Here is a 20801-nt window from a genome sequence, read left to right as displayed (position 1 = left end):
GCTCCGGTCTTCTGTATTGCTCCTTCCCCTTCCGGGGGAAGGCTGGGATGGGGGCAGGCCTTCGGACAGGCGCCGCGCATGAGATGAGGCCGCTGTGCCCCCACCCCTGCCCTCCCCCGGAAGGGGAGGGAGAAAGTCGTCGAGTACGTGCTTCTTCATGTCACGCCTTCTCGATGTTCACGGTGAAGGACTTGTACTCCGGCGTCTGCGTGTTCGCATCCCCGACGAAAGGCGTGAGCGTGTTCACCAGATAGCCCGGCTTGGCCACGCCGACGAAGCCCCAGTGGTTCGGCAGCCCCACCGTGTGCACCGTGCGGCCATCGACCTGGAGCCCGACGATGCGCTTGGTCACCACGGCCACCGCCTTGATGAAGCCGCGCTTGCTCGACACCTTCACCATGTCGCCGTGGCCGATGCCCTTTTCCTTTGCCAGCTCTTCGCCGATCTCGACGAACTGCTGCGGCTGGATGATGGCCGAGGTGCGCACGTTCTTGGTCCAGTAGTGGAAGTGCTCGGTGAGCCGGTAGCTGGTTGCCACGTACGGGAAGTCCTTCGGCACGCCGAGCCGCTCGAGGTCGCCCTTGAAGATGCGTGCCGCAGGGTTGGCGCGCGCCTTCTCGTTGTTCGGGTGCATCAGGTTGTTGACCAGCGGCGACTCGAAGGGCTCGTAGTGCTCCGGCAGCGGCCCTTCGGCCATGCCCGTGGGCGCGAACAGCCGCGCCACGCCCTCGGCCGTCATGATGAACGGGCGCACCGCGTCGGCTTCCATCGGATTGGCGTCGGGCCGGATGTCGGGAATGTCCGAGCCGGTCCATTGCTTGCCGTTCCACGCGATGAGGCTGCGTTTGGCGATCCACGGCTTGCCGGTGGTGGGATCGGTGGAGGCGCCGTTGTAGAGGATGCGCCGGTTCGCGGGCCAGGCCCACGCCCAGTTCTGCACCATGCCGATGCCGTACGGGTCGGCGTTGTCGCGCCGCGCCATCTGGTTGCCGGCCTGCGTCCAGGCGCCGCTGTAGATCCAGCAGCCGCTGGCGGTGGTGCCGTCGTCGCGCAAGAGACCGAAGCCGGAGAGCTGTTCGCCCGCCTTGGCTGTCGGCGGCTTGCTCGGGTCCTTCGGATCGACCAGGTCGACCAGCGCGCGGCCGTTGTATTCCATCGCCAGTTCCTGCGCGGAAGGCGAGTGCGGAATCTTGTAGGGCCAGGTCAGCTTGACGATCGGGTCGGGGAAGGCGCCGCCGTCCTTGATGTAGGCCTGGCGCATTCGGTTGAAGATGCCCGCCACGATCTCGATGTCGCCCTTGGCCTCGCCCGGCGGCTCCGCGCCCTTCCAGTGCCACTGCAGCCAGCGGCTGGAGTTGGTGAGCGAGCCGTCTTCCTCCGCGAAGCAGGTGGAAGGCAGGCGAAACACCGTGGTCTGGATGTCGGTGGTCTTGACGTCGTTGAACTCGCCGAAGTTGCGCCAGAACTCGCTGGTCTCCGTCACCAGCGGATCGATGGTGACGAGGAACTTGAGCTTGGAGAGCCCGTCGACGATCTTCTTCTTGTCCGGGAACGAGCCCACCGGGTTGAAGCCCTGGCAGATGTAGCCGTTGAGCTTGCCCTGGTTCATGAGCTCGAAGGCCTGCAGCACGTCGTAGAGCTTGTCGATCTTGGGCAGGTAGTGGAAGCCCCACTCGTTGTCGGCCGTGGCCGCGTCGCCCCACCACGACTTCTGCATGCTGACGAAGAACTTCGGGTAGTTCTGCCAGTAGCTCATCTGGTTGGGCCGCAGCGGCTTCAGCGCGCGGGTCTTGTAGTAGTCCTCCAGCGTCTGCTCGCTGTCACGCGCGAGCGACATGTAGCCCGGCAGCGAGTTCGACAGCAGCCCCAGGTCGGTCAGGCCCTGGATGTTGCTGTGCCCGCGCAGCGCGTTCATGCCGCCGCCCGCCACGCCGATGTTGCCCAGCAGCAGCTGCACGATGGCGCCGGTGCGGATCATCTGCGAGCCCTGGCTGTGCTGCGTCCAGCCCAGCGCATACATGATGGTCATGGTGCGCGTGGACGTGCTGGTGCTCGCGATGTACTCGCACACTTTCAGGAACTTGTCCTGCGGCGTGCCGGTGATGCGGCTCACCATCTCCGGCGTGTAGCGCGAATAGTGCCGCTTCATGACCTGCAGCACGCATTGCGGGTCCTGCATGGTCATGTCGACCTTGGCCATGCCCTGCTCGTCGAGCGCGTAGTTCCACGACTTGGGGTCGTAGTTGCGCTTCTCGGCGTTGTAGCCGCTGAAGATGCCGTCCTCGAACTTGTAGTCGGGCCCGACGATGAACGGCGCGTTGGTGTAGTTGCGCACGTACTCCGTCTGGATCTTCTCGTTGCTCAGCAGGTAGTTGATGACCCCCGAGAGGAACGCGATGTCCGAGCCCGCGCGCACCGGGGCGTAGTAGTCGGCCATGGCGGCCGAGCGCGTGAAGCGCGGGTCGACCACGACCAGGCGCGCCTTGTTCTGCTTCTTGGCCTCGATGACCCACTTGAAGCCGCACGGATGCGCCTCCGCCGCGTTGCCGCCCATGATCAGCACGACATCCGCGTTCTGGATGTCCTGCCAGTGGTTGGTCATCGCGCCTCTGCCGAACGTCGGGGCCAGACTGGCCACCGTGGGTCCGTGTCAGACGCGTGCCTGGTTGTCGAACACCAGCATTCCGGTCGAGCGGAATGCCTTGTGCGTGATGTACCCGGTTTCGTTGGACGATGCCGAAGCGCAGAGCATGCCGCTGCTGGTCCAGCGGTTCACGGTCTTGCCGTCGGCGTTGGTGGTCTGGAAGTTGGCGTCGCGGTCGGCCTTCAGCAGCTTGGCGATGCGGTCGAGCGCGTCGTCCCAGCCGATGCGCTTCCACTCGGTGCTGCCGGCCTCGCGCACCTCGGGGTACTTCAGGCGGTTGGGGCTGTGCACGAAGTCGAGCAGGCCAGCGCCCTTGGGGCAGAGCGTGCCGCGGTTCACGGGGTGGTCGGCATCGCCCTCGATGTGGAGGATGTCGGACACCACGTTCTTCGCCTTGTCGCCCAGGCTGTACATGATGAGCCCGCATCCCACCGAGCAGTACGGGCAGGTGTTGCGGGTCTCGGTGGTGCGCGCGAGCTTGAAGTTGCGGGCCTCGGCCAGCGCGGCGGTCGGCGAGAAGCCGAGCGCCACGATGCTGGAGCCGACCAGCCCCGCGCTGCTCACGCGGAAGAATTGGCGGCGGTTCATGTCCATGACACGACCTCCTGCCTCGCTGAAGTGGGGTGTTTCATCGTGGGCTCTTCTTCTTTGCTTTGCGTGGGAAATCTGTTTCGGGCCGGCCGCGCTACTTGGGCGCGGAGCCGTCGCCGCCGCTCGGCGCGGGTGCCGCGCCGCCGGAAGTGCCGCCGCCGTTCGGGCCGCTCATGCCGCCGATGGCCGAGCCGCCCTCGGACGGGCCCTTGTGGGCGGCGGACTCTTCGACCTTGTCGCCGGAATCGGCGGGCTTGATGCCGCTCGGGCTCGCGCCGGAAGTGCCCGAGGCACCGGCAGACGGTGCGGCGGGGCTGGCCGAAGGCTTGGGATCGCAGGCACTCAACAGCATGCCGAGGGCCAGGCACAGGCCCAGGGTTTGCAGGCGCTGACATTGCAGCATTGACACTCCTTCGGGGGAAAGGACGGCCAGATAGTGGAATGTTTTTATTTCACCCGCCGCGACCCGCAATAAATGCCTGATCGGCGCGGTGGGGTGTTTGTCACATCATGCGACAGCGCAAAGACGCGGGCAAGTAGGCCAAAACCGGCAATAACCCTTGAATCCGGCCGTGCGCGGGCCTCTGGGCTATCGTCGCGGCCATGAATGCCTCCCTCCGCCTGGGTTGGCGCACGCTCTGGCGCGACCTGCGCGCCGGCGAGCTGCGCCTGTTGATCGTCGCCGTGCTGCTGGCCGTGGCCGCGCTCACCGCCGTCGGCTTCTTCGCCGACCGCCTGCAGGGCGGGCTGCAGCGCGATGCGCGCCAGCTGCTGGGCGGCGACGCCGTGGTGGTCAGCGACAACCCGACGCCCGAGGCCTTCGTGGCCCAGGCGAAATCGCTGGGCCTGGAGGGCACCGGCACCTACGGCTTCCCCACCATGGCCCGGGCCGAAGACGCACAGGGCGGCGCCAGCAAGCTGGTGGCGCTGAAGGCGGTGACGGCGGGCTACCCGCTGCGCGGCAGCCTGCAGACGTCGGCCACGCTGGACGGCCCGGGCGCCGTCACCCGCGACATCCCGCCGCCGGGCGAAGTCTGGGTCGATGCCTCGCTGCTCGACTCGCTGGGCCTGAAGATCGGCGACACCCTGCTGCTGGGCGACGCCGGCCTGCGCGTGGGCCGCGTCATCACGCTGGAGCCCGACCGCGGCGCCGGCTTCATGAGCTTTTCTCCGCGCGTCATGCTCAACCAGGCCGACGTGGCGCGCACCGCGCTCGTGCAGCCGGCCAGCCGCGTGGGCTACCGCTATGCCGTGGCGGGCGACGACGCGGCCGTCAAGCGCTTCACCGACTGGGCCGACGCCACGCTCAAGAAGGGCGAACTGCGCGGCGTGCGGCTCGATTCCTTCGAAAGCGGCCGGCCCGAGATGCGCCAGACGCTCGACCGCGCCGAGAAATTCCTGAGCCTGGTCGCGCTGCTCGCGGCGCTGCTGTCGGCGGTCGCCGTGGCGCTGGCTGCACGCGGATTCGCTGCCAGCCACCTCGACGACTGCGCCATGCTGCGGGTGCTGGGCCAGAGCCAGCGCACCATCGCGGCGGCCTATACCTTCGAGTTCGCGGTGATCGGCGTGGTCGCCAGCGGGCTGGGCGTGGCCATCGGCTTCGCGGTGCACTACGTGTTCGTGCTGCTGCTGTCGGGCCTGGTCGAGACCGCGCTGCCGGCCGCCACGCTGTGGCCCGTGGCCTTCGGCCTGGGCATGGGGCTCACGCTGCTGTTCGCCTTCGGCCTGCCGCCGGTGTTGCAGCTGGCCCGCGTGCCGCCGCTGCGCGTGATCCGGCGCGACGTGGGCGGGCTCAAGCCGGCCTCGCTGGCGGTGCTGGGCGTGGGCGTGGCCGGCTTCGCGGCGCTGCTCATGGCGGCCAGCAGCGACATCAAGCTGGGCCTGATCGCCGTCGGCGGCTTCGCGGGCGCGGTGGCGGTGTTCGCGCTGCTGAGCTGGCTTGCGGTGAAGGTGCTGCGCCGCAGCGTGAATGAAACCACCGCGCCGCGCTGGCTGGTGCTGGCCACGCGGCAGATTTCGGCGCGGCCGGCCTATGCGGTGGTGCAGGTCAGCGCGCTGGCCGTGGGCCTGCTGGCGCTGGTGCTGCTGGTGCTGCTGCGCACCGACCTGGTGGCGAGCTGGCGCCAGGCCACGCCGCCGGACGCGCCCAACCGCTTCGTCATCAACGTCATGCCCGACCAGAGCGAGGCCTTCCAGAAATCGCTGCGCGACGCGGGCGTGAGCAAGTTCGACTGGTACCCGATGATCCGCGGCCGCCTCGTGGCCATCAACGACAAGCCGGTCACGCCCGACGACTACGCCGAAGACCGCGCCAAGCGCCTCGTCGACCGCGAGTTCAACCTCAGCAACAGCGCGGAGGCGCCCGCGCACAACAGCATCACCGCCGGCAAGTGGACGCCCGGCGCGAAGAAGGAGGTGAGCGTGGAAGAGGGCCTGGCCGAGACGCTCGGCCTGAAGCTGGGCGACACGCTGCGCTTCGACATCGGCGGCATGCAGAACGACGCGCGCATCACCTCGCTGCGCAAGGTCGACTGGGGTTCGCTGCATGCCAACTTCTTCGTGATGTACACGGTGGCCTCGCTGGCCGACGTGCCCACCACCTACATGGGCGCCTTCCGCGCGCCCGAGACGCGCGGCTTCGACAACGCGCTGGTGCGCAGCTACCCCAACGTGACCAACGTCGACATGAGCGCCACCATCAACCAGGTGCAGCGCGTGCTCGACCAGGTGATCCGCGCGGTCGAGTTCCTGTTCGGTTTCACGCTGGCGGCCGGGCTGGTGGTGCTGTTCGCGGCCGTGACGGCCACGCGCGAGGAGCGTGCGCGCGAGTTCGCGGTGATGCGCGCGGTGGGCGCGCGGGCCAGCCTGCTGCGCCAGGTGCAGCGCGCCGAGCTGGCGGGCGTCGGGCTGCTCGCGGGTTTTCTCGCGAGCATCGTGGCCTCGGTGATCGGCTGGGCGCTGGCGCGCTACGTGTTCGAATTCAGCTGGACTGCTTCGCCGGTGGTCCCGCTCGCGGGCGCGCTGGCGGGCGCGGTGCTGGCGCTGGGCGCGGGATGGTGGGGCCTGCGCGACGTGCTGCGCCGCCCGGTGGTGGACACCCTGCGCCGCGCGGCCGAGTAGCAATCTTTTTCTTCGGCAGGGGGCCGGACGGGGCCGGGGAATGCAATACATTCCCCGGCCCCGTATTCAATTCCGAAGTGAACCCCCTTACATGCGCTTGGCGTCATTCCAGATCACCAACTTTCGCTCGATCAACGACAGCGGTTCCATCGACTCCACACAGATCACGGCGATCCTCGGTCGAAATGACAGCGGCAAATCGAATCTGCTGCGTGCGCTCCACAGCCTGAACCCGGCCGACGGCCTGGTCGAACTCAGCCCCATCAAGGACTTTCCGCGGCATCGCCGCTTGGAGGAGTGCAGCGGCGACACGCCCGTGGTCTCCACCCGCTGGGCGCTCGACGAGAGCGAGCAGGCGGACCTGGCCGAGATCCTGCCGCGCGCCGCGGGCGTGCGCCACGTCACCGCCGGCCGCGGCTATGCCGCCGTGCGCTGGGCCGGGCTCGAAGGCCTGAACGCGCTGTCGCTCGATGTCGGCGACATCAAGGCCAAGGTCCGCAAGATCGTGCCGGCGGTCAAGGCCGCCGCCGAGAAGGTGTCCGAAGAACAGCGCGCCCTGCTCGAGCAGGAGTCCGACACCTTCGACGCCGCGATGATCATGAGCCCCGACTACGTCAAGTGGTCGGAAGGCGCGGTGAAGGCCATGCAAGCGCTGCGCAAGGCACTGGCCGCGGCCGATGCCGAGCTCAGCGACAAGCAGGACCAGATGCTCGCCGAGCTGGAAGACATGGCACGCGCCATTGCCAACGACGAGCCCGCGCTGGCCCGCGCCCGCGCCTGGGTGCTGGAGAAGCTGCCGCGCTTCGTGTACGTGGACGAATACCCGGCGCTGCCGGGCCGCCAGAACATCGCCGAATACCTGGGCCGCGAGGGCTGGGGCCAGCTCACGCCCGAGCAGCAGAGCTTCGGCAAGCTGTGCAAGGTGGCGGGGCTCGATCCGCGCAAGCTGCAGGAACTGCTCGACAGGAACGACCAGGCCACGCGCAACCAGCTCGCCAACCGCGCCGGATCGGTGGTGACGGCCGAGATCCGCCGGCTCTGGAAAGACCGCCCGCTCAAGGTGCGCTTCAACCTCGACGGCCAGTACCTCGACACGCTGGTGTCCGACCCGAACGGCGCCTACGAAGTCGAGGTGAACCTGGAGGAGCGCAGCCGCGGCTTCCAGTGGTTCTTCTCGTTCTACATCGCCTTCTTCGCCGACACCCAGGGCGGCCGCGCGCAAGACGCCATCCTGCTGCTGGACGAACCCGGCCTGCACCTGCACGCCCATTCGCAGGCCGACCTGCTGGCGCACTTCGAGAAAGACTTCGGCAACCAGATCATCTACACCACGCATTCACCGTTCATGGTGCCCGTGCACCGGCTCGACGCCGTGCGCACGGCCAGCCTGGACGAGACCAGCGGCACCACGGTGAGCAACGCCGCCGAGGGCGACGAGCGCACGCTGTTCCCGCTGAATGCCGCGCTGGCGCTGAGCCGCATGGCGAGCGAACCGGTGAAGGTGGAGGCTGTGAAGCCGGTGGCTGCGAAGGCTGTGACCGGAGAGGTGACCAAGCCTGCCAAGGTGGCGAAGCCCGTGGATGCGGTGGTGGCTGTTGCGGCGGCACCTGCAGTTGCAGCCGAGGCTGCCGTGGAGCCGGCACCTGTCGGCGCTGTCGTCGGACCGGCGGACAGCGAACTGGCTCAAGCCGCCTGAGACCTGCGCCGGCGAACCACCCGGCTCATGCGGCACCGACCATGCGCCGCATGAGCAGGCCTTTGAGGTCTCTGCGCGTGTCGCAGACGAGGTGGATGTAGGCGGTGTCCGCCCGTACTTCGTAGATGACCCGATTCATGCCCGAAATGAGCTGGCGGTACTGGGCCGTGTTCAGGTTCTCGAGCTCATCGGGAACCCGTCCTGAATGAGGGTGTGCTTCGATCATCGCCACGGTTTCCTTGATCTTTCCGTAGCTGCCGGCCCAGGCCGCGGGGCCGACGTTCTTGATGATGTAGCGGCGCAGGTCCTTCAGGTCGGCTTCTGCAGACCGCAGGAACACGACCTTCATTGACCGTCTTCTTTGTCCAGGTCGGCGAACACATCCGTGGCGGAGCGGAAGTGGCCCTGTTCGATTTCACGATTGCCGAGCGCAAGAACCTTGAGCAGCGCTAGCGTGGCTTCGTGTTCCTCGTAGGACTGGACGTCCATCACCACGAGCTTGGCTTCGCCGTTCTGCGTGATGACCAGCGGTTCACGGGTCTCTGCAAGCGTCTTCACGATGTCCGCGGCGTGGCTCTTGAGATAGCTGATGGGCTTGACCTGCGTGGAGAAATTCATGCGTTCACCCTGAGGGAATCGGTTGTCGGACTGATTATGGTCTGAATTCGGTCTGAAACATCCGCGCGCTCGCGAAGTCCACGAACCCCCGCACCTTCGGCGACAGCTGCCGGCTCGACGGCCACAGCGCCGAGAACTGGCCCTGCCGCGCGACGTGTCCGGCCAGCACGCAGCGCAGCTCGCCGCGCCCCAGCGAGTCGCGCGCGAGGAAGTCGGGCATGTAGGCCACGCCCAGCCCGGCGACGGCCGCGCCGAGCATGGCTTCCATGTTGTTGCACAGCAGGGCGGCGGGCAGTTGCTCGGGCAGGCCGGGCAGGTCCCATTCCTCGATCTTTCCGCCGGTGACGAACTTGTAGCGCAGGCATGCATGCTGCGCGAGCTCGGCCGGCACGCGTGGTTCGCCGTGACGCGCCAGGTACGCGGGCGAGGCGACCAGCACGAACTGGAACGGCCCCAGCCGCCGCGCCACCAGCTGCGAATCGACCAGTTCGCCGCTGCGGATGGCGACATCGACGTCCTCGGCGATCACGTCGACCAGCCGGTCGTTGAAGTCGAGGTCGAGTTCGATCTCGGGGTAGGTGGCCTTGAACTCCGGCAGGATCGGCAGCAGGAAGCGATAGCCGATGGTCGGCAGGCTCACGCGCAGCCGGCCGCGCGGCGCGGCGACGGCGTCCTGCATCATGGCCCGCGCGTCGTCCAGTTCGTCGAGGATGCGCCGGCAGCGCTCGTGGAACAGCACGCCTTCCTGGGTGAGCCGCGTGTGGCGCGTGGTGCGGTTGAAGAGCCGCACGCCGAGCTGCTGTTCGAGCCGCGCCACGTTCTTGCCCACCGCCGAGGCCGAAATGCCGAGCAGGCGGCCGGCCTTGGCAAAGCTGAGCTGGTCCGCCGCCCGTACGAAAGATTCGAGCCCGCTGAAACTGTCCATCGATTGGCAACCTGTGGTTGGGAGTGATAGGACCAATGGTGCCATTTCCATTCCATTGGTTCCTTTCTATCTTCTCTTCATCGTCTTCCTTCGTGCGAAAGCACCTTTTTCCGATGTCTTCTTCGTCATCCTCCAGGAACTGGCTGCTGGCTGCCGTGTGCCTCGCGGCGCTTGGCATGCCGCTGAGCTTCACCGGCCCGGCGGTAGTGCTGCCCGCGATCCGCGACGCGCTCGGCGGCAGCCCGGTGCAGCTCAACTGGGTGACCAACGCCTTCATGCTGAGCTTCGGCGCGACGCTGATGGCGGCCGGTGCGCTGGCCGACGCGTATGGCCGCAAGCGCGTGTTCCTGCTGGGGCTTGCCGTCGTGGCGTCGAGCAGTTCGCTGCTCACGCTGGCGCCCGGCATCGTTTCGTTCGATCTGGCGCGTGCCCTGCAGGGGCTCGGCTCCGCCGCGGCCTTCGCGGCGGGCACGGCGGCGCTGGCGCAGGTGTTCGACGGCACGGCGCGCACGCGGGCCTTCAGCCTGATCGGCACTTCCTTCGGCGTGGGCCTGTCGTGCGGCGCGATTCTCTCGGGCTGGCTCGCGCAGGGCTTCGGCTGGCAGGCGGTGATGCTGAGCCCGGGCGCGGTGAGCCTGCTGGCCCTGTGCATCGCGTCGATGAGCATGCGCGAGTCGCGCAACCCGAACGCGATGGGCCTGGACATGCCGGGCACGCTCAGCTTCACCGCCGCGCTGAGCCTGCTCACGCTGGGTGTGCTGCAGGCGCCCGATAGCGGCTGGGGCAGCCCCTGGGTCATCGGTGCGCTGGCCGGCGCGGCGCTGATAGGCGCGGCCTTCGTCGCGATCGAGCGGCGCGTGGAGCATCCGATGCTCGACCTGTCGCTGTTCCGCTTTCCGCGTTTCGTCGGCGTGCAACTGCTGGCCGCGGCGCCGGCCTATGGGTTCGTGGTGCTGCTGGTGCTGCTGCCGATCCGCTTCGTGGGGCTCGAGGGGCGCGGCGCGGTCGAGGCCGGGGCCTTCATGTTCGCGCTTTCGGGGCCGATCCTTGTCGTGCCGACGCTGGCGGCATCGCTCTCGCACCGGTTCTCGGCGGGTGCAATCTCGGCCGTGGGGCTGCTGGTGTGCGCCGCGGGGCTTTTCTGGCTCAGCCGCAGCGTGCCGGGCACGCCGCTTGGCGTGATGGTGTGGCCGCTGCTGCTGATCGGCGGAGGCATCGGCCTGCCCTGGGGCCTGATGGACGGCCTTGCCGTGAGCGTGGTGCCGCGCGAAAGGGCGGGCATGGCCTCGGGCATCTTCAACACGGTGCGGGTGGCAGGCGAGGGCATTGCGCTGGCGCTGGTGGGCGCCGGGCTGACGGCATTGGTGGCGCTGCAGCTGGGATCGTCTTCGGGCGCGTCGCAGGCGGCGCAACGCGTGACGACGGGCGACCTGCCGCAGGCGCTGGCATTGTTGCCCGGCGTGGACCGTGCCGCGCTGTTGCGTGCGTACGGTGCGGCGTTCGGCACGCTGCTGTGCGTGCTGGCTGGGGTGACCGTGTTGACGGCGCTGGTGGTGTTTGTGTTCCTGCGCGGGCAGACGCATTCGGAGACAAGCGCGGCGGCGCTGGAGTCGCCGGCCTGCTGAAAGACCCTGTCTTGCTTCTTCCCCTTCCGGGGGAAGGTTGGGATGGGGGCAAGCTGCGATGGTTTTTGCACGCGGGGCTTGTCGAGCGCTGTCTGCCCCCACGCCGGCCCTCCCCCGGGAGGGGAGGGAGAAAGACCGCGATCAGGTTCGGCCTGCGCAGCCACCCGATGCCAGCGTCTGGCGCGGCTGAGCGCGGCGTCACAAAACTTCAGGCGGTCTTCCTGTCCAATAGCGGCACCATGGAAAACCAACCGAACGAACTCGAACCGCGCGTGACCGATCTCGAAATCAAGTCGAGCTACGCCGAAGACCTGCTGGACCAGCTGAACATGACGATCTACCGCCAACAGCAGCAGATCGACCGGCTGATCCTGCAGGTCACGCAACTCAGGGAGCAGAGCCAGAACGCGTCACAGGACGGCGCGGCCCGCAACCCGCGCGACGAACTGCCGCCGCATTACTGAGCCAGGCAGATCAGCCGTGCGAATGCCAGAGCACGGCGAAGAAGTGGCAGGTGCTGCCGGCCAGCACGAACAGATGCCAGACGGAGTGGGCGTAGCGCACCTTGTTGTCGAACAGGAACACTACTGCACCGGCGGTGTAGAAAAGTCCACCGGCTACCAGCCAGCCCAGGCCCGCCGCCGACATGCGCTCGTACAGCGGCACCGCCGCCATCAGCGCCATCCAGCCCATCGCCACATAGAGCCCCGTCGACCACAGCGGATGCCGCAGCCGGTTGAACAGCTTGGCGCTCACGCCCAGCGCGGCCGCAGCGCAGATCGCGCCGAACAGGGTCCAGCCCAGCGGCCCGCGCAGCACGCCGAACAGGAAGGGCATGTAGCTCCCCGCGATGAACAGGTAGATGGCCGCATGGTCCAGCCGGTTGAACCAGGCCTTGGCCCGGCCCATCGGCAGCGCGTGGTACAGGGTGGAAATCAGGTACAGCACGATGGCCGTGCCCGCGAACAGGCAGGCGCCGACGACGCCGGCCGCCTGGCCCTTCTGCGCAGCGCTGTAGACCAGGATGGGCAGCGCCGCGATGGCCAGCGCCAGGCCCAGGCCGTGGCTCAGGGCGTTGAAGAGTTCTTCCATCGCGGTCTGGTCGCGGGCCGCCAGCACCGAAGCGCGAGGCGAGGAACGGGTCTGTGCAGGTGCAGTCATCAGGAGCGGAACCTCATGAAAAATGGATTTGCGGCATCAAGCTTGCCAGAAGCGTGCCACGCGTTCCGGCTACTTGACCTGCTGCTTGCCCAGCTTGCGCGCCAGCGTGCGCCGGTGCATGCCGAGCCTGCGCGCGGTTTCTGAAATATTGAAGCCGGTCTCGGCCAGCGTCTCGTGGATGCGCTCCCATTCGAGCGTCTTGATCGAGGTAGAGCGGTTGGTCAGCTCGACCTCGGTGGTGCCGGCGGCGCGCCCGAAGGCGGCCTCGATGTCGTCGGTGTTCGACGGCTTGGCCAGGTAGTGGCAGGCGCCGAGCTTGATGGCCTCCACCGCGGTGGCAATGCTCGCAAAGCCCGTCAGCACCACGATCAGCATCTTGGCGTTGTGACGGTGCAGCATCTGCACGCAGGCCAGGCCCGAGGCCTCGCCGTTGAGCTTGAGGTCGACCACCGCATAGCCGGGCGACAGCGTTTCCAGCAGGGCGCCGGTCTCCTCGAGGTTGCTCGCGTGCGTGACCAAGTAGCCGCGTCGCTCGAACGAACGGCCGAGCGTGCGCGCGAAGGCATCGTCGTCCTCGACGATCAGCAACTGGCGCTCAGCTTCGGTTTCGGTCATGGCCTTGTGTTTCAGTGGTGCCGTGGTGTTCGAGGGCCGCGGGTTCCTGCTCGTCGTCCTCTTCCTCGTCTTCCTCTTCTTCCAGCACGATGGCTGCCAGGGGCAGCGTGATCTTCACGATCGCGCCGCCCTCGGGCCGGTTGCCCGCGGCGACCCGGCCGCCGACGGTGCGCGCCACGTTCACGACCAGGAACAGCCCCAGCCCGCCGCCCGGGCGGCCCTTGCTCGACTGGTAGGGTTTGCCGAACTCCTTCAGGATGGCCGGCAGGAAGCCGGGGCCCGCGTCCGTGACCGTGATCGTCAGCGCGTCGGCGTCGTGCGCCGCCTCCAGGCGCAGCCAGTGCGGCGACGCCTCCAGCGCATTGTCCAGCACGTTGCAGATCATCTGCTTGAGGGCCGAGTCGGAAACCATGGGCAGGTCCCGGCCAAAGTGGTTGTCGTACTCGAAGTCCTCGATGGGGCGCGTGGTGCGCCACTCTTCGATCAGGTCGTCCAGGAAGGTGCTGACGGTGGTTTCCTCGGACGACTCGCCGCGCGCCTCGCCGGCCGACAGCAGGATGCCGCTCACGATGCTCTTGCAGCGCTGGATCTGCAGCTCCATCTCGGCCACTTCGGTCAGCAGCTCGGGGTCGGAGCTGAAGTGCGGCAGCCGGCGCCAGTCGCCAAGAATCACCGCCAGCGTGGCCAGCGGCGTGCCCAGTTCGTGCGCCGCGCCCGAGGCCAGCAGGCCCATGCGCACGATGTGTTCTTCCTCCGAGGCGCGCTGGCGCAGGTCGGCCAGCCGGGCGTCGCGGGCGCGCAGGTTGCGGCTGATGCGGGTGATGAAGATCACCAGCAGCGCGGCGTTCAGCGCAAAGCACACCAGCATGCCCTGGATGTAGGGGCTCCAGAGGCCCCGGTTGTGGTCCAGCGGCAGCGCCAGCGGACGCGAGAACAGCGCCAGCCCGGCAAAGCAGATGCTGGTGATGACCACGATGGTCCAGGTCGACCAGGGTTTCAGCAGCACCGCGCCCAGCGTCACCTGCAGCAGGAACAGGAACACGAAGGGGTTGGTGGCGCCGCCGCTCAGGTAGAGCTGGGCCGTGAGCGTGGCCACGTCGACCAGCAGCGCGAGGAACAGCTCGCCGTTGGTCACGCGCCGGTGGCTGCGCGCGCGCAGCAGGCTCACCATGTTGAAGAGCGCCAGGCAGGTCAGCACCTGCAGCATGTGGTCCAGCGGCAGCCGGATGGCGAAGCCGTAGTGCACCACGAGGATGGTGACGACCTGCCCGACCACGGCAAACCAGCGCAGCTGGATCAGCTGCTGCATGTTCTGGTGGCCGGTGGCGTTGTCGAGGCTGGCGACGCCGGCGCGGGGGGCATGAAGCTCCCCCGCGACCGCGACGGCCTCAGTCGCGGCGGGCATCTTGTGGGGTGGAGCGGGCGTCGGCATCGGCCGCATTTTCGCTGCGGCGCACGAACCAGGCTGCGATCAGCACCATCAGCGCCAGGCCATACCAGGTCAGTGCGTAGACCAGGTGGCTGTTGGGGAAGGCGATGACGGTCAGGCCCGCGGCGGGCCAGGCGGGTGTTTGGTCGGCCGGCGTACCGGCCGGGGCGGGCGCGGCTTCGGCGTCGATGAAGTAGGGCGCCACGTCGGCCAGGCCGCGCGCGGCGGCAATGGCCTGCACGTCGCGCGAGAACCAGCGGTCGGCCGCCGGGTCGTTCGTGCGCAGGAAGCCGCCCTTGGGCTCGGTGAGGCGCAGCAGCCCGGCGACGGTGGTCTCGCCCTGGGGCTCGGCCGCGGTGCGGGCCGCGCGCTCGCGTGCCTCGGGCGGCACGAAGCCCCGGTTGACCAGCACCACGGTGCCGTCGGCCGCGCGCAGCGGGGTCAGCACCCAGAAGCCGGCGCCGAGCCGGGTGCTCGCCTGCACCAGGGTTTCCTTGTCGTGGAGGAAAGTGCCGGCGATGCGGATGTGCCGGTATTCGTCGTTGGCCGCGTTGACGGTGGGCCATTCGTTTCGCCCGGGGGCCGTGGTGGCCGGGGCATGCACGCGCTGGTCGACGCGGGCGATGAGATCGAGCTTCCAGGCCCTGCGCTCGACCTGCCAGGTGCCGAGCGCGAGAAAGCCGAAGAAGGCGATGGCGGCAAGGACCGCCAGCGCCACCCGTGCGGCGGTGGAGCGCTGGCGGACTGCCGGCGCCATCAGGGCATGTTCTTCATGTCGTGCATCGAGTGCGGCATCATGTTGGTGTTCATGTGGTACATGACCCACAGCGAACCGGCCAGCGTGATGACCACGACGACGAGCGTGAAGATCAGCGCCAGCATGTTCCAGCCGCCTTCGGACTTGGCGTCCATGTGCAGGAAATAGACCATGTGCACCACGATCTGCACCACGGCGAAGGCCAGGATGACGAGGGCGGTGGTGTTCGGCTTGTCGAACACCTTGGCCATCACCAGCCAGAACGGAATGGCGGTGAGGATCACGGCCAGCACGAAGCCGGTCATGTAGCCCTTGAAGGTGCTGTGGCTCACCGGACCATCGTCGTGGTGGTCATGGCTGTCGTGGCCATGTGCGCCATGGCCGGCGGTTTCGATATGCGCGCTCATTGCAGCGATCCCATCAGGTACACGAAGGTGAAGACGCCGATCCAGACCACGTCCAGAAAGTGCCAGAACATCGACAGGCACATCAGGCGGCGGCGGTTGGCGGCGGTGAAGCCGTGCTTGGGCAGCTGGAACATCAGCACGATGAGCCAGACGATGCCGAAGGTCACGTGCAGGCCGTGGGTGCCCACCAGCGCGAAGAACGACGACAGGAACGCGCTGCGCTGCGGGCCGGCGCCTTCGTGGATCAGGTGCGCGAATTCATACAGCTCGAGGCCGATGAAGCCCGCGCCCAGCAGGCCGGTGATGGCCAGCCACACCAGCACGCCGCCCATGCGGCGCTGCTGCATCTGCAGCATGGCGAAGCCGTAGGTGATGGACGACAGCAGCAGCAGCGAGGTGTTGATCGCCACCAGCGGCAGGTCGAACAGGTCGGCGCCCGAGGGGCCGGCCGCGTAGCTGCGGCCCAGCACGCCGTACACCGCGAACAGGCAGGCGAAGATCAGGCAGTCGCTCATCAGGTAGAGCCAGAACCCCAGCAGGGTCCCGTTCTCCGGATGATGGTCTTCGTTGCGGACGTTGAACAGCTCGAAGGTGGGCACGCTCGCGGCGTTGCCCACGGTGTTCGCGTGGCTGGGGGAGAGGGCGGAACTGTTAGACATTGGCTGCCAGCAGGCGCGTGCGCGCTTCTTCGGTGCGGACGACTTCTTCCGTGGGGATGTGGTAGTCGCGCTTGTAGTTGAAGGTATGGATGATCGTGGCGGCGAGCATGGCGACGAAGCCGATGCCGGCCACGAGCCACATTTGCCAGATCAGCGCGAAGCCGCACGCCGCTGCCAGCGCAGCGATGATGAAGCCGGCGGCCGTGTTCTTGGGCATGTGGATCGGGCTGAAGCCTTCCAGCGGGCGCTCGTAGCCGCGCGCCTTCATGTCGGACCAAGCGTCGTTGTCGTGCACGCGCGGCGTGAACGCGAAGTTGTAGGCCGGCGGGGGCGACGAGGTCGACCATTCCAGCGTGCGGCCGTTCCACGGGTCGCCCGTGGTGTCGCGCAACGATTCGCGACGGATGAAGCTCACCACCAGCTGGATGATGAACGAGGCGATGCCCAGCGCGATCAGCACGGCGCCGAAGGCGGCGATCTGGAACCAGATCTGCAGCGACATGTCCTGGAAGTGGCTCATGCGGCGGGTCACGCCCATCAGGCCCAGGATGTACAGCGGCATGAAGGCGAACCAGAAGCCGACGATCCAGAACCAGAACGAGCACTTGCCCCAGAACGGGTCGAGCTTGTAGCCGAAGGCCTTCGGGAACCAGTAGGTGATGCCCGCCAGCATGCCGAACAGCACGCCGCCGATGATCACGTTGTGGAAGTGGGCGATCAGGAACAGGCTGTTGTGCAGCACGAAGTCGGCCGGGGGAACGGCCAGCAGCACGCCGGTCATGCCGCCGATCACGAAGGTGATCATGAAGCCGATGGTCCACATCATGGGCAGCTCGAAACGGATGCGGCCGCGGTACATGGTGAAGAGCCAGTTGAAGATCTTCGCCCCCGTCGGGATCGAGATGATCATCGTCGTGATGCCGAAGAACGAGTTCACGCTGGCGCCGGAGCCCATGGTGAAGAAGTGGTGCAGCCAGACGAGGTAGGACAGGATGGTGATCACGACCGTGGCGTACACCATGGAGGCGTAGCCGAACAGGCGCTTGCCGGAGAAGGTGGAGACCACTTCCGAGAAGATGCCGAAGGCCGGCAGGATCAGGATGTACACCTCGGGGTGGCCCCAGATCCAGATCAGGTTCACGTACATCATGGCGTTGCCGCCCATGTCGTTCGTGAAGAAGTTGGTGCCGACGTAGCGGTCGAGCGACAGCAGGGCCAGCACGGCGGTCAGCACCGGGAAGGCGGCGACGATCAGCACGTTGGTGCACAGGGCGGTCCAGGTGAAGACGGGCATCTTCATCATGGTCATGCCGGGCGCGCGCATCTTCACGATGGTCGCCAGCAGGTTCACGCCGGACAGCAACGTGCCCACCCCCGCTATCTGCAACGACCATATGTAGTAGTCGACCCCCACGTCGGGGCTGTAGAGAATGCCCGACAGCGGCGGATAGGCCAGCCAGCCGGTCTTGGCGAACTCACCGACGAACAGCGACGCCATCACGAGGCCGGCGCCGAAGGTGGTCATCCAGAAGCTGAAGTTGTTCAGGAACGGGAAGGCCACGTCGCGCGCGCCGATCTGCAGAGGCACCACGAAGTTCATGAGGCCGGTGACCAGCGGCATCGCCACGAAGAAGATCATGATCACGCCGTGGGCGGTGAAGACCTGGTCGTAGTGGTGCGGCGGCAGGAAGCCGGCGTTGTCGCCGAAGGACATGGCCTGCTGGGCCCGCATCATCAGGGCGTCGGCGAAGCCGCGCAGCAGCATCACCAGGCCCAGGATGATGTACATGATGCCGATCTTCTTGTGGTCGATGCTGGTGATCCAGTCGCGCCACAGCATGCCCCACAGCTTGAAGTAGGTGATCGCGCCGAGGACGGCGATGCCGCCCAGCACCACGCCCGCGAAGGTCGCGAGCAGGATGGGCTCGTGGTAGGGAATCGCCTCCCAGGTGAGGCGGCCGAAGACGAGCTTCGTCAGGTCTAGGTTCTGCAACATCTTATTCTTCGGTGGTGCACATCGCGGTGACGTACTTGCGCTTGGGCGTGTCGAGGGAATCGGTCAGCCAGGCTTGCTTGGTGGCAACGTTGAAGGCGCCGGGCTTGCCCATGCCGCCGTCGGCGTCGATGGCCATCATTTCCTTCATGCACATCTTGTTGCGGTCGACGCACAGGTTCAGGATGGCGTCGTACAGGGCGGGGTCCACGGCGGCGTAGTGGCGCACGGGCTCGCGCTCGCTGGGAGCCTCGAGCTTCTTGTAGAGCTCGCGCGTGAGTTCGCCGTCCTTGCCGGCCTTGACCTTCTGGACCCACTGGTCGAAGTCGCCGTCGCTCAGGCCGTGGAACTTGAAGCGCATGCCCGAGAAGCCGGCGCCGCTGTAGTTGGCGGAGAAGCCGTCGAACTCGCCGGGCTTGTTGATCACCGCGTGCAGCTTGGTCTCCATGCCCGGCATGGCATAGATCTGGCCGGCCAGCGCGGGAATGAAGAAGGAGTTCATGACCGAGGAGGCCGTGATCTTGAAGCTGATCGGGCGGTCGACCGGCGCGGCCAGTTCGTTCACCGTGGCGATGCCCTGCTCGGGGTAGATGAACAGCCACTTCCAGTCGAGCGCCACCACTTCGACCACCAGCGGCTTGGTGTCCGCGGGGATCGGGCGCTGGGCGTCGAGGCGACGCAGCGGCTGGTAGGGGTCGAGCACGTGGGTGCTGATCCAGGTGATCGCGCCCAGCGCGATGATGATGAGCAGCGGCGCCGCCCAGATCGCCAGCTCGAGCTGGGTGGAGTGGTCCCAGTCGGGGCTGTAGGTGGCCTCCTTGTTCGACTGGCGGTATCGCCAGGCGAAAAAGATGGTCAGGGCGATCACCGGGATGATGATGATCAGCATCAGCACGGTGGAGACGACGATGAGCCGTCCCTGCTGGTGGGCGATGTCGCCGGATGGGTTCATCAGCACCGTGTTGCAGCCCGCCAGGAGGACGGCGGGAAGCAGCAGGAGCGATCGGCGAAAGTTCTTGAGGATGTGCATGCCGGGGGAAAAGAGGTGCGGGGGCGACGCAAAAAGACCCCACAATCTACGCCCGAAGACGGGTTTCGCCTATTGGACGTTTTGTCCTATGGCGGTAAATGTGTTTCGGTGAGACGCTATAGGTTGTCCATGATCCCATGTGTCACTTCCTGAGGTGACACCCGAATTACAGAAGCAATGACGACGTCCAGCATCAGTCCGCAAGGCGCCCATCCGCTGCCGAACTCGCCCGAAGCCGGCGCCCGGCAGGGTGACGACCACTCGCACATCGCCCCCGGCGAGATCGCGGTTGGCGTGATCATCGGCCGCGCATCCGAATATTTCGACTTTTTCGTCTACGGCATCGCCTCGGTGCTGGTGTTTCCTGCGGTCTTCTTCCCGTTCGAGCAACATCTTGAAGGCGTTCTCTACTCTTTCCTGATTTTCTCGTTCGCCTTCATTGCGCGTCCGTTCGGAACGGTCATCTCGATGGCCATCCAGCGACGTTTCGGGCGGGAAGCCAAGCTGACCCTGGCGCTTTTCGTGCTCGGCACGTCCACCGCCGGCATTGCCTTCCTGCCGGGCTACGCCAGCCTGGGCTTCACGGCCATCGTGCTGCTGTCGGTGTTCCGGTTCGGCCAGGGCCTGGCGCTGGGCGGCTCGTGGGACGGCCTGCCGTCGCTGCTCGCGCTGAACGCGCCGGCCAACCGCCGCGGCTGGTACGCCATGCTGGGCCAGCTGGGCGCTCCCATCGGCTTCTTCATCGCCAGCGCGCTGTTCGCGTACCTGTATTCCAGCCTGCCGTCGGAAGACTTCCTCGACTGGGGCTGGCGCTACAGCTTCTACGTGGCCTTCGCGATCAACGTGGTGGCGCTGTTCGCCCGCCTGCGCCTTGTGGCCACCGACGAATACTCGCGCCTGCTCGAAGAGCGCGAACTGGAACCCACCAGCGTGACCGAACTGGTCGGCTCGCAAGGCTCGAACGTCCTGATCGGCGCGTTCGCCGCGCTGGCCAGCTATGCGCTGTTCCACCTGATCACCGTTTTCCCGCTGTCCTGGATCACGCTGTATTCCGACCAGTCCGTCACCGAGTTCCTGGTCGTGCAGATGATCGGCGCTGTGCTCGGCGCCGCCGGCATCGTGGCCTCGGGCCTGCTGGCCGACCGCATCGGCCGCCGCTTCACGCTGGGCGGCCTGGCTGCCGTGATCGCCGCGTTCAGCGGCTTCGCGCCCACGCTGCTCGACGGCGGACGCATCGGCCAGGACATCTTCATCTTGGTGGGCTTCGTGATCCTGGGCCTGTCGTACGGCCAGGCAGCCGGCGCCGTGACCTCGAACTTCGCGCCCAAATACCGCTACGTGGGTGCCGCCCTGACGGCCGACGTGGCATGGCTGGTCGGCGCTGCGTTCGCACCGCTGGTCGCGCTGGGCCTGTCGGCACACTTCGGCCTGGCCTATGTGAGCGTATACCTGCTGTCGGGTGCCGTCGCCACGCTGGCCGCGCTGGGGCTGAACCGGGCGCTGGCGCGCGACTGACCAGGCTGCCGAACCG

18 protein-coding genes are annotated in these 20801 nt (G+C 67.1%); 5 read left to right on the top strand and 13 right to left on the bottom strand.

The features are described from left to right. Positions 1-160: 160 nt before the first annotated feature. Positions 161-3238 carry a formate dehydrogenase-N subunit alpha gene (fdnG, locus tag AC1RVW_RS20275; protein WP_493202080.1) on the bottom strand — a complete coding sequence of 1026 codons (3078 nt, stop codon included), beginning with the start codon at positions 3236-3238 and terminating at the stop codon, positions 161-163. Positions 3239-3329: 91 nt separating this feature from the next. Further along, positions 3330-3638: a hypothetical protein gene (locus AC1RVW_RS20270; RefSeq protein ID WP_081265942.1), complete on the bottom strand. Its 309-nt coding sequence runs from the start codon at positions 3636-3638 to the stop codon at positions 3330-3332. Between the two features lie 200 nt (positions 3639-3838). Here AC1RVW_RS20270 and AC1RVW_RS20265 point away from each other — a divergent pair, with 200 nt between their 5' ends. Beyond that, entirely contained in the window at positions 3839-6355 is a 2517-nt protein-coding gene (locus AC1RVW_RS20265) for an ABC transporter permease (protein WP_493202078.1), read from the top strand. 91 nt (positions 6356-6446) lie between these two features. Then, on the top strand, positions 6447-8051 hold the full coding sequence (locus AC1RVW_RS20260) for an AAA family ATPase (protein ID WP_493202076.1): 1605 nt from the start codon (positions 6447-6449) through the stop codon (positions 8049-8051). A gap of 25 nt (positions 8052-8076) precedes the next feature. Here the strand turns inward: AC1RVW_RS20260 and AC1RVW_RS20255 are convergent, their stop codons facing one another. Genes AC1RVW_RS20255 through AC1RVW_RS20245 form a run of 3 tightly spaced genes read right to left on the bottom strand, consistent with a single transcriptional unit; the run spans position 8077 to position 9594 of the window. Continuing rightward, positions 8077-8400, bottom strand: coding sequence for a type II toxin-antitoxin system RelE/ParE family toxin (locus tag AC1RVW_RS20255; protein WP_493202074.1), 324 nt, complete (start codon positions 8398-8400; stop codon positions 8077-8079). Further along, entirely contained in the window at positions 8397-8669 is a 273-nt protein-coding gene (locus AC1RVW_RS20250; RefSeq protein ID WP_081265938.1) for a type II toxin-antitoxin system Phd/YefM family antitoxin, read from the bottom strand. The genes AC1RVW_RS20255 and AC1RVW_RS20250 overlap by 4 nt, the downstream gene beginning before the upstream one ends. Before the next feature lie 34 nt (positions 8670-8703). Next, entirely contained in the window at positions 8704-9594 is an 891-nt protein-coding gene (locus AC1RVW_RS20245; RefSeq protein ID WP_493202071.1) for a LysR family transcriptional regulator, read from the bottom strand. Positions 9595-9707: 113 nt separating this feature from the next. Here AC1RVW_RS20245 and AC1RVW_RS20240 point away from each other — a divergent pair, with 113 nt between their 5' ends. Further along, positions 9708-11219, top strand: coding sequence for an MFS transporter (locus tag AC1RVW_RS20240; RefSeq protein ID WP_493202069.1), 1512 nt, complete (start codon positions 9708-9710; stop codon positions 11217-11219). A 239-nt stretch (positions 11220-11458) separates the two neighbouring features. Beyond that, complete coding sequence (locus AC1RVW_RS20235) at positions 11459-11683, top strand: SlyX family protein (protein WP_493202067.1); 225 nt, start codon at positions 11459-11461, stop codon at positions 11681-11683. A gap of 10 nt (positions 11684-11693) precedes the next feature. Here AC1RVW_RS20235 and trhA read toward each other — a convergent pair whose 3' ends face one another. The 8 genes from trhA to cyoA all read right to left on the bottom strand — a co-directional run bounded on the left by trhA (position 11694) and on the right by cyoA (position 19270). Next, positions 11694-12380 carry a PAQR family membrane homeostasis protein TrhA gene (trhA, locus tag AC1RVW_RS20230; protein WP_106937095.1) on the bottom strand — a complete coding sequence of 229 codons (687 nt, stop codon included), beginning with the start codon at positions 12378-12380 and terminating at the stop codon, positions 11694-11696. Positions 12381-12449: 69 nt separating this feature from the next. Continuing rightward, positions 12450-12995 (bottom strand): response regulator transcription factor, encoded by a 546-nt coding sequence (locus AC1RVW_RS20225; protein WP_493202065.1) that lies wholly within the window; start codon positions 12993-12995, stop codon positions 12450-12452. Beyond that, a complete protein-coding gene (locus AC1RVW_RS20220) occupies positions 12976-14400 on the bottom strand; it encodes an ATP-binding protein (RefSeq protein WP_253819721.1) in 1425 nt (474 codons plus the stop codon). Before AC1RVW_RS20220 ends, AC1RVW_RS20225 begins: the two co-directional genes overlap by 20 nt. Further along, entirely contained in the window at positions 14384-15181 is a 798-nt protein-coding gene (locus AC1RVW_RS20215) for an SURF1 family protein (RefSeq protein WP_493202063.1), read from the bottom strand. Before AC1RVW_RS20215 ends, AC1RVW_RS20220 begins: the two co-directional genes overlap by 17 nt. Continuing rightward, positions 15181-15588 (bottom strand): cytochrome o ubiquinol oxidase subunit IV, encoded by a 408-nt coding sequence (gene cyoD / locus AC1RVW_RS20210; RefSeq protein ID WP_081265931.1) that lies wholly within the window; start codon positions 15586-15588, stop codon positions 15181-15183. Before cyoD ends, AC1RVW_RS20215 begins: the two co-directional genes overlap by 1 nt. Further along, complete coding sequence (gene cyoC, locus AC1RVW_RS20205; protein WP_081265930.1) at positions 15585-16247, bottom strand: cytochrome o ubiquinol oxidase subunit III; 663 nt, start codon at positions 16245-16247, stop codon at positions 15585-15587. The genes cyoD and cyoC overlap by 4 nt, the downstream gene beginning before the upstream one ends. Continuing rightward, a complete protein-coding gene (gene cyoB, locus AC1RVW_RS20200) occupies positions 16240-18243 on the bottom strand; it encodes a cytochrome o ubiquinol oxidase subunit I (RefSeq protein ID WP_081265929.1) in 2004 nt (667 codons plus the stop codon). Before cyoB ends, cyoC begins: the two co-directional genes overlap by 8 nt. 1 nt (position 18244) lies before the next feature. Next, positions 18245-19270, bottom strand: a complete 1026-nt coding sequence (gene cyoA / locus AC1RVW_RS20195) for a ubiquinol oxidase subunit II (protein WP_081265928.1) — start codon at positions 19268-19270, stop codon at positions 18245-18247. 177 nt (positions 19271-19447) lie between these two features. Here cyoA and AC1RVW_RS20190 point away from each other — a divergent pair, with 177 nt between their 5' ends. Then, positions 19448-20785 carry an MFS transporter gene (locus tag AC1RVW_RS20190; protein WP_081265927.1) on the top strand — a complete coding sequence of 446 codons (1338 nt, stop codon included), beginning with the start codon at positions 19448-19450 and terminating at the stop codon, positions 20783-20785. Positions 20786-20801 lie beyond the last annotated feature (16 nt).

The sequence above is a fragment of the Variovorax sp. MPBD4-3 genome, assembly GCF_058809745.1.
Note: the sequence above shows the minus strand (reverse complement) of the source record. Positions and strands in the feature narration are given on the sequence as shown.

Bases quoted from the DNA above. Each gene is read 5' to 3' on its own strand.
- AC1RVW_RS20270 (WP_081265942.1), bottom strand. From the start codon at position 3,638: ATGCTGCAATGTCAGCGCCTGCAAACCCTGGGCCTGTGCCTGGCCCTC.
- AC1RVW_RS20265 (WP_493202078.1), top strand. From the start codon at position 3,839: ATGAATGCCTCCCTCCGCCTGGGTTGGCGCACGCTCTGGCGCGACCTG.
- AC1RVW_RS20260 (WP_493202076.1), top strand. From the start codon at position 6,447: ATGCGCTTGGCGTCATTCCAGATCACCAACTTTCGCTCGATCAACGAC.
- AC1RVW_RS20255 (WP_493202074.1), bottom strand. From the start codon at position 8,400: ATGAAGGTCGTGTTCCTGCGGTCTGCAGAAGCCGACCTGAAGGACCTG.
- AC1RVW_RS20250 (WP_081265938.1), bottom strand. From the start codon at position 8,669: ATGAATTTCTCCACGCAGGTCAAGCCCATCAGCTATCTCAAGAGCCAC.
- AC1RVW_RS20245 (WP_493202071.1), bottom strand. From the start codon at position 9,594: ATGGACAGTTTCAGCGGGCTCGAATCTTTCGTACGGGCGGCGGACCAG.
- AC1RVW_RS20240 (WP_493202069.1), top strand. From the start codon at position 9,708: ATGTCTTCTTCGTCATCCTCCAGGAACTGGCTGCTGGCTGCCGTGTGC.
- AC1RVW_RS20235 (WP_493202067.1), top strand. From the start codon at position 11,459: ATGGAAAACCAACCGAACGAACTCGAACCGCGCGTGACCGATCTCGAA.
- trhA (WP_106937095.1), bottom strand. From the start codon at position 12,380: ATGACTGCACCTGCACAGACCCGTTCCTCGCCTCGCGCTTCGGTGCTG.
- AC1RVW_RS20225 (WP_493202065.1), bottom strand. From the start codon at position 12,995: ATGACCGAAACCGAAGCTGAGCGCCAGTTGCTGATCGTCGAGGACGAC.
- AC1RVW_RS20220 (WP_253819721.1), bottom strand. From the start codon at position 14,400: ATGCCCGCCGCGACTGAGGCCGTCGCGGTCGCGGGGGAGCTTCATGCC.
- AC1RVW_RS20215 (WP_493202063.1), bottom strand. From the start codon at position 15,181: ATGGCGCCGGCAGTCCGCCAGCGCTCCACCGCCGCACGGGTGGCGCTG.
- cyoD (WP_081265931.1), bottom strand. From the start codon at position 15,588: ATGAGCGCGCATATCGAAACCGCCGGCCATGGCGCACATGGCCACGAC.
- cyoC (WP_081265930.1), bottom strand. From the start codon at position 16,247: ATGTCTAACAGTTCCGCCCTCTCCCCCAGCCACGCGAACACCGTGGGC.
- cyoB (WP_081265929.1), bottom strand. From the start codon at position 18,243: ATGTTGCAGAACCTAGACCTGACGAAGCTCGTCTTCGGCCGCCTCACC.
- cyoA (WP_081265928.1), bottom strand. From the start codon at position 19,270: ATGCACATCCTCAAGAACTTTCGCCGATCGCTCCTGCTGCTTCCCGCC.
- AC1RVW_RS20190 (WP_081265927.1), top strand. From the start codon at position 19,448: ATGACGACGTCCAGCATCAGTCCGCAAGGCGCCCATCCGCTGCCGAAC.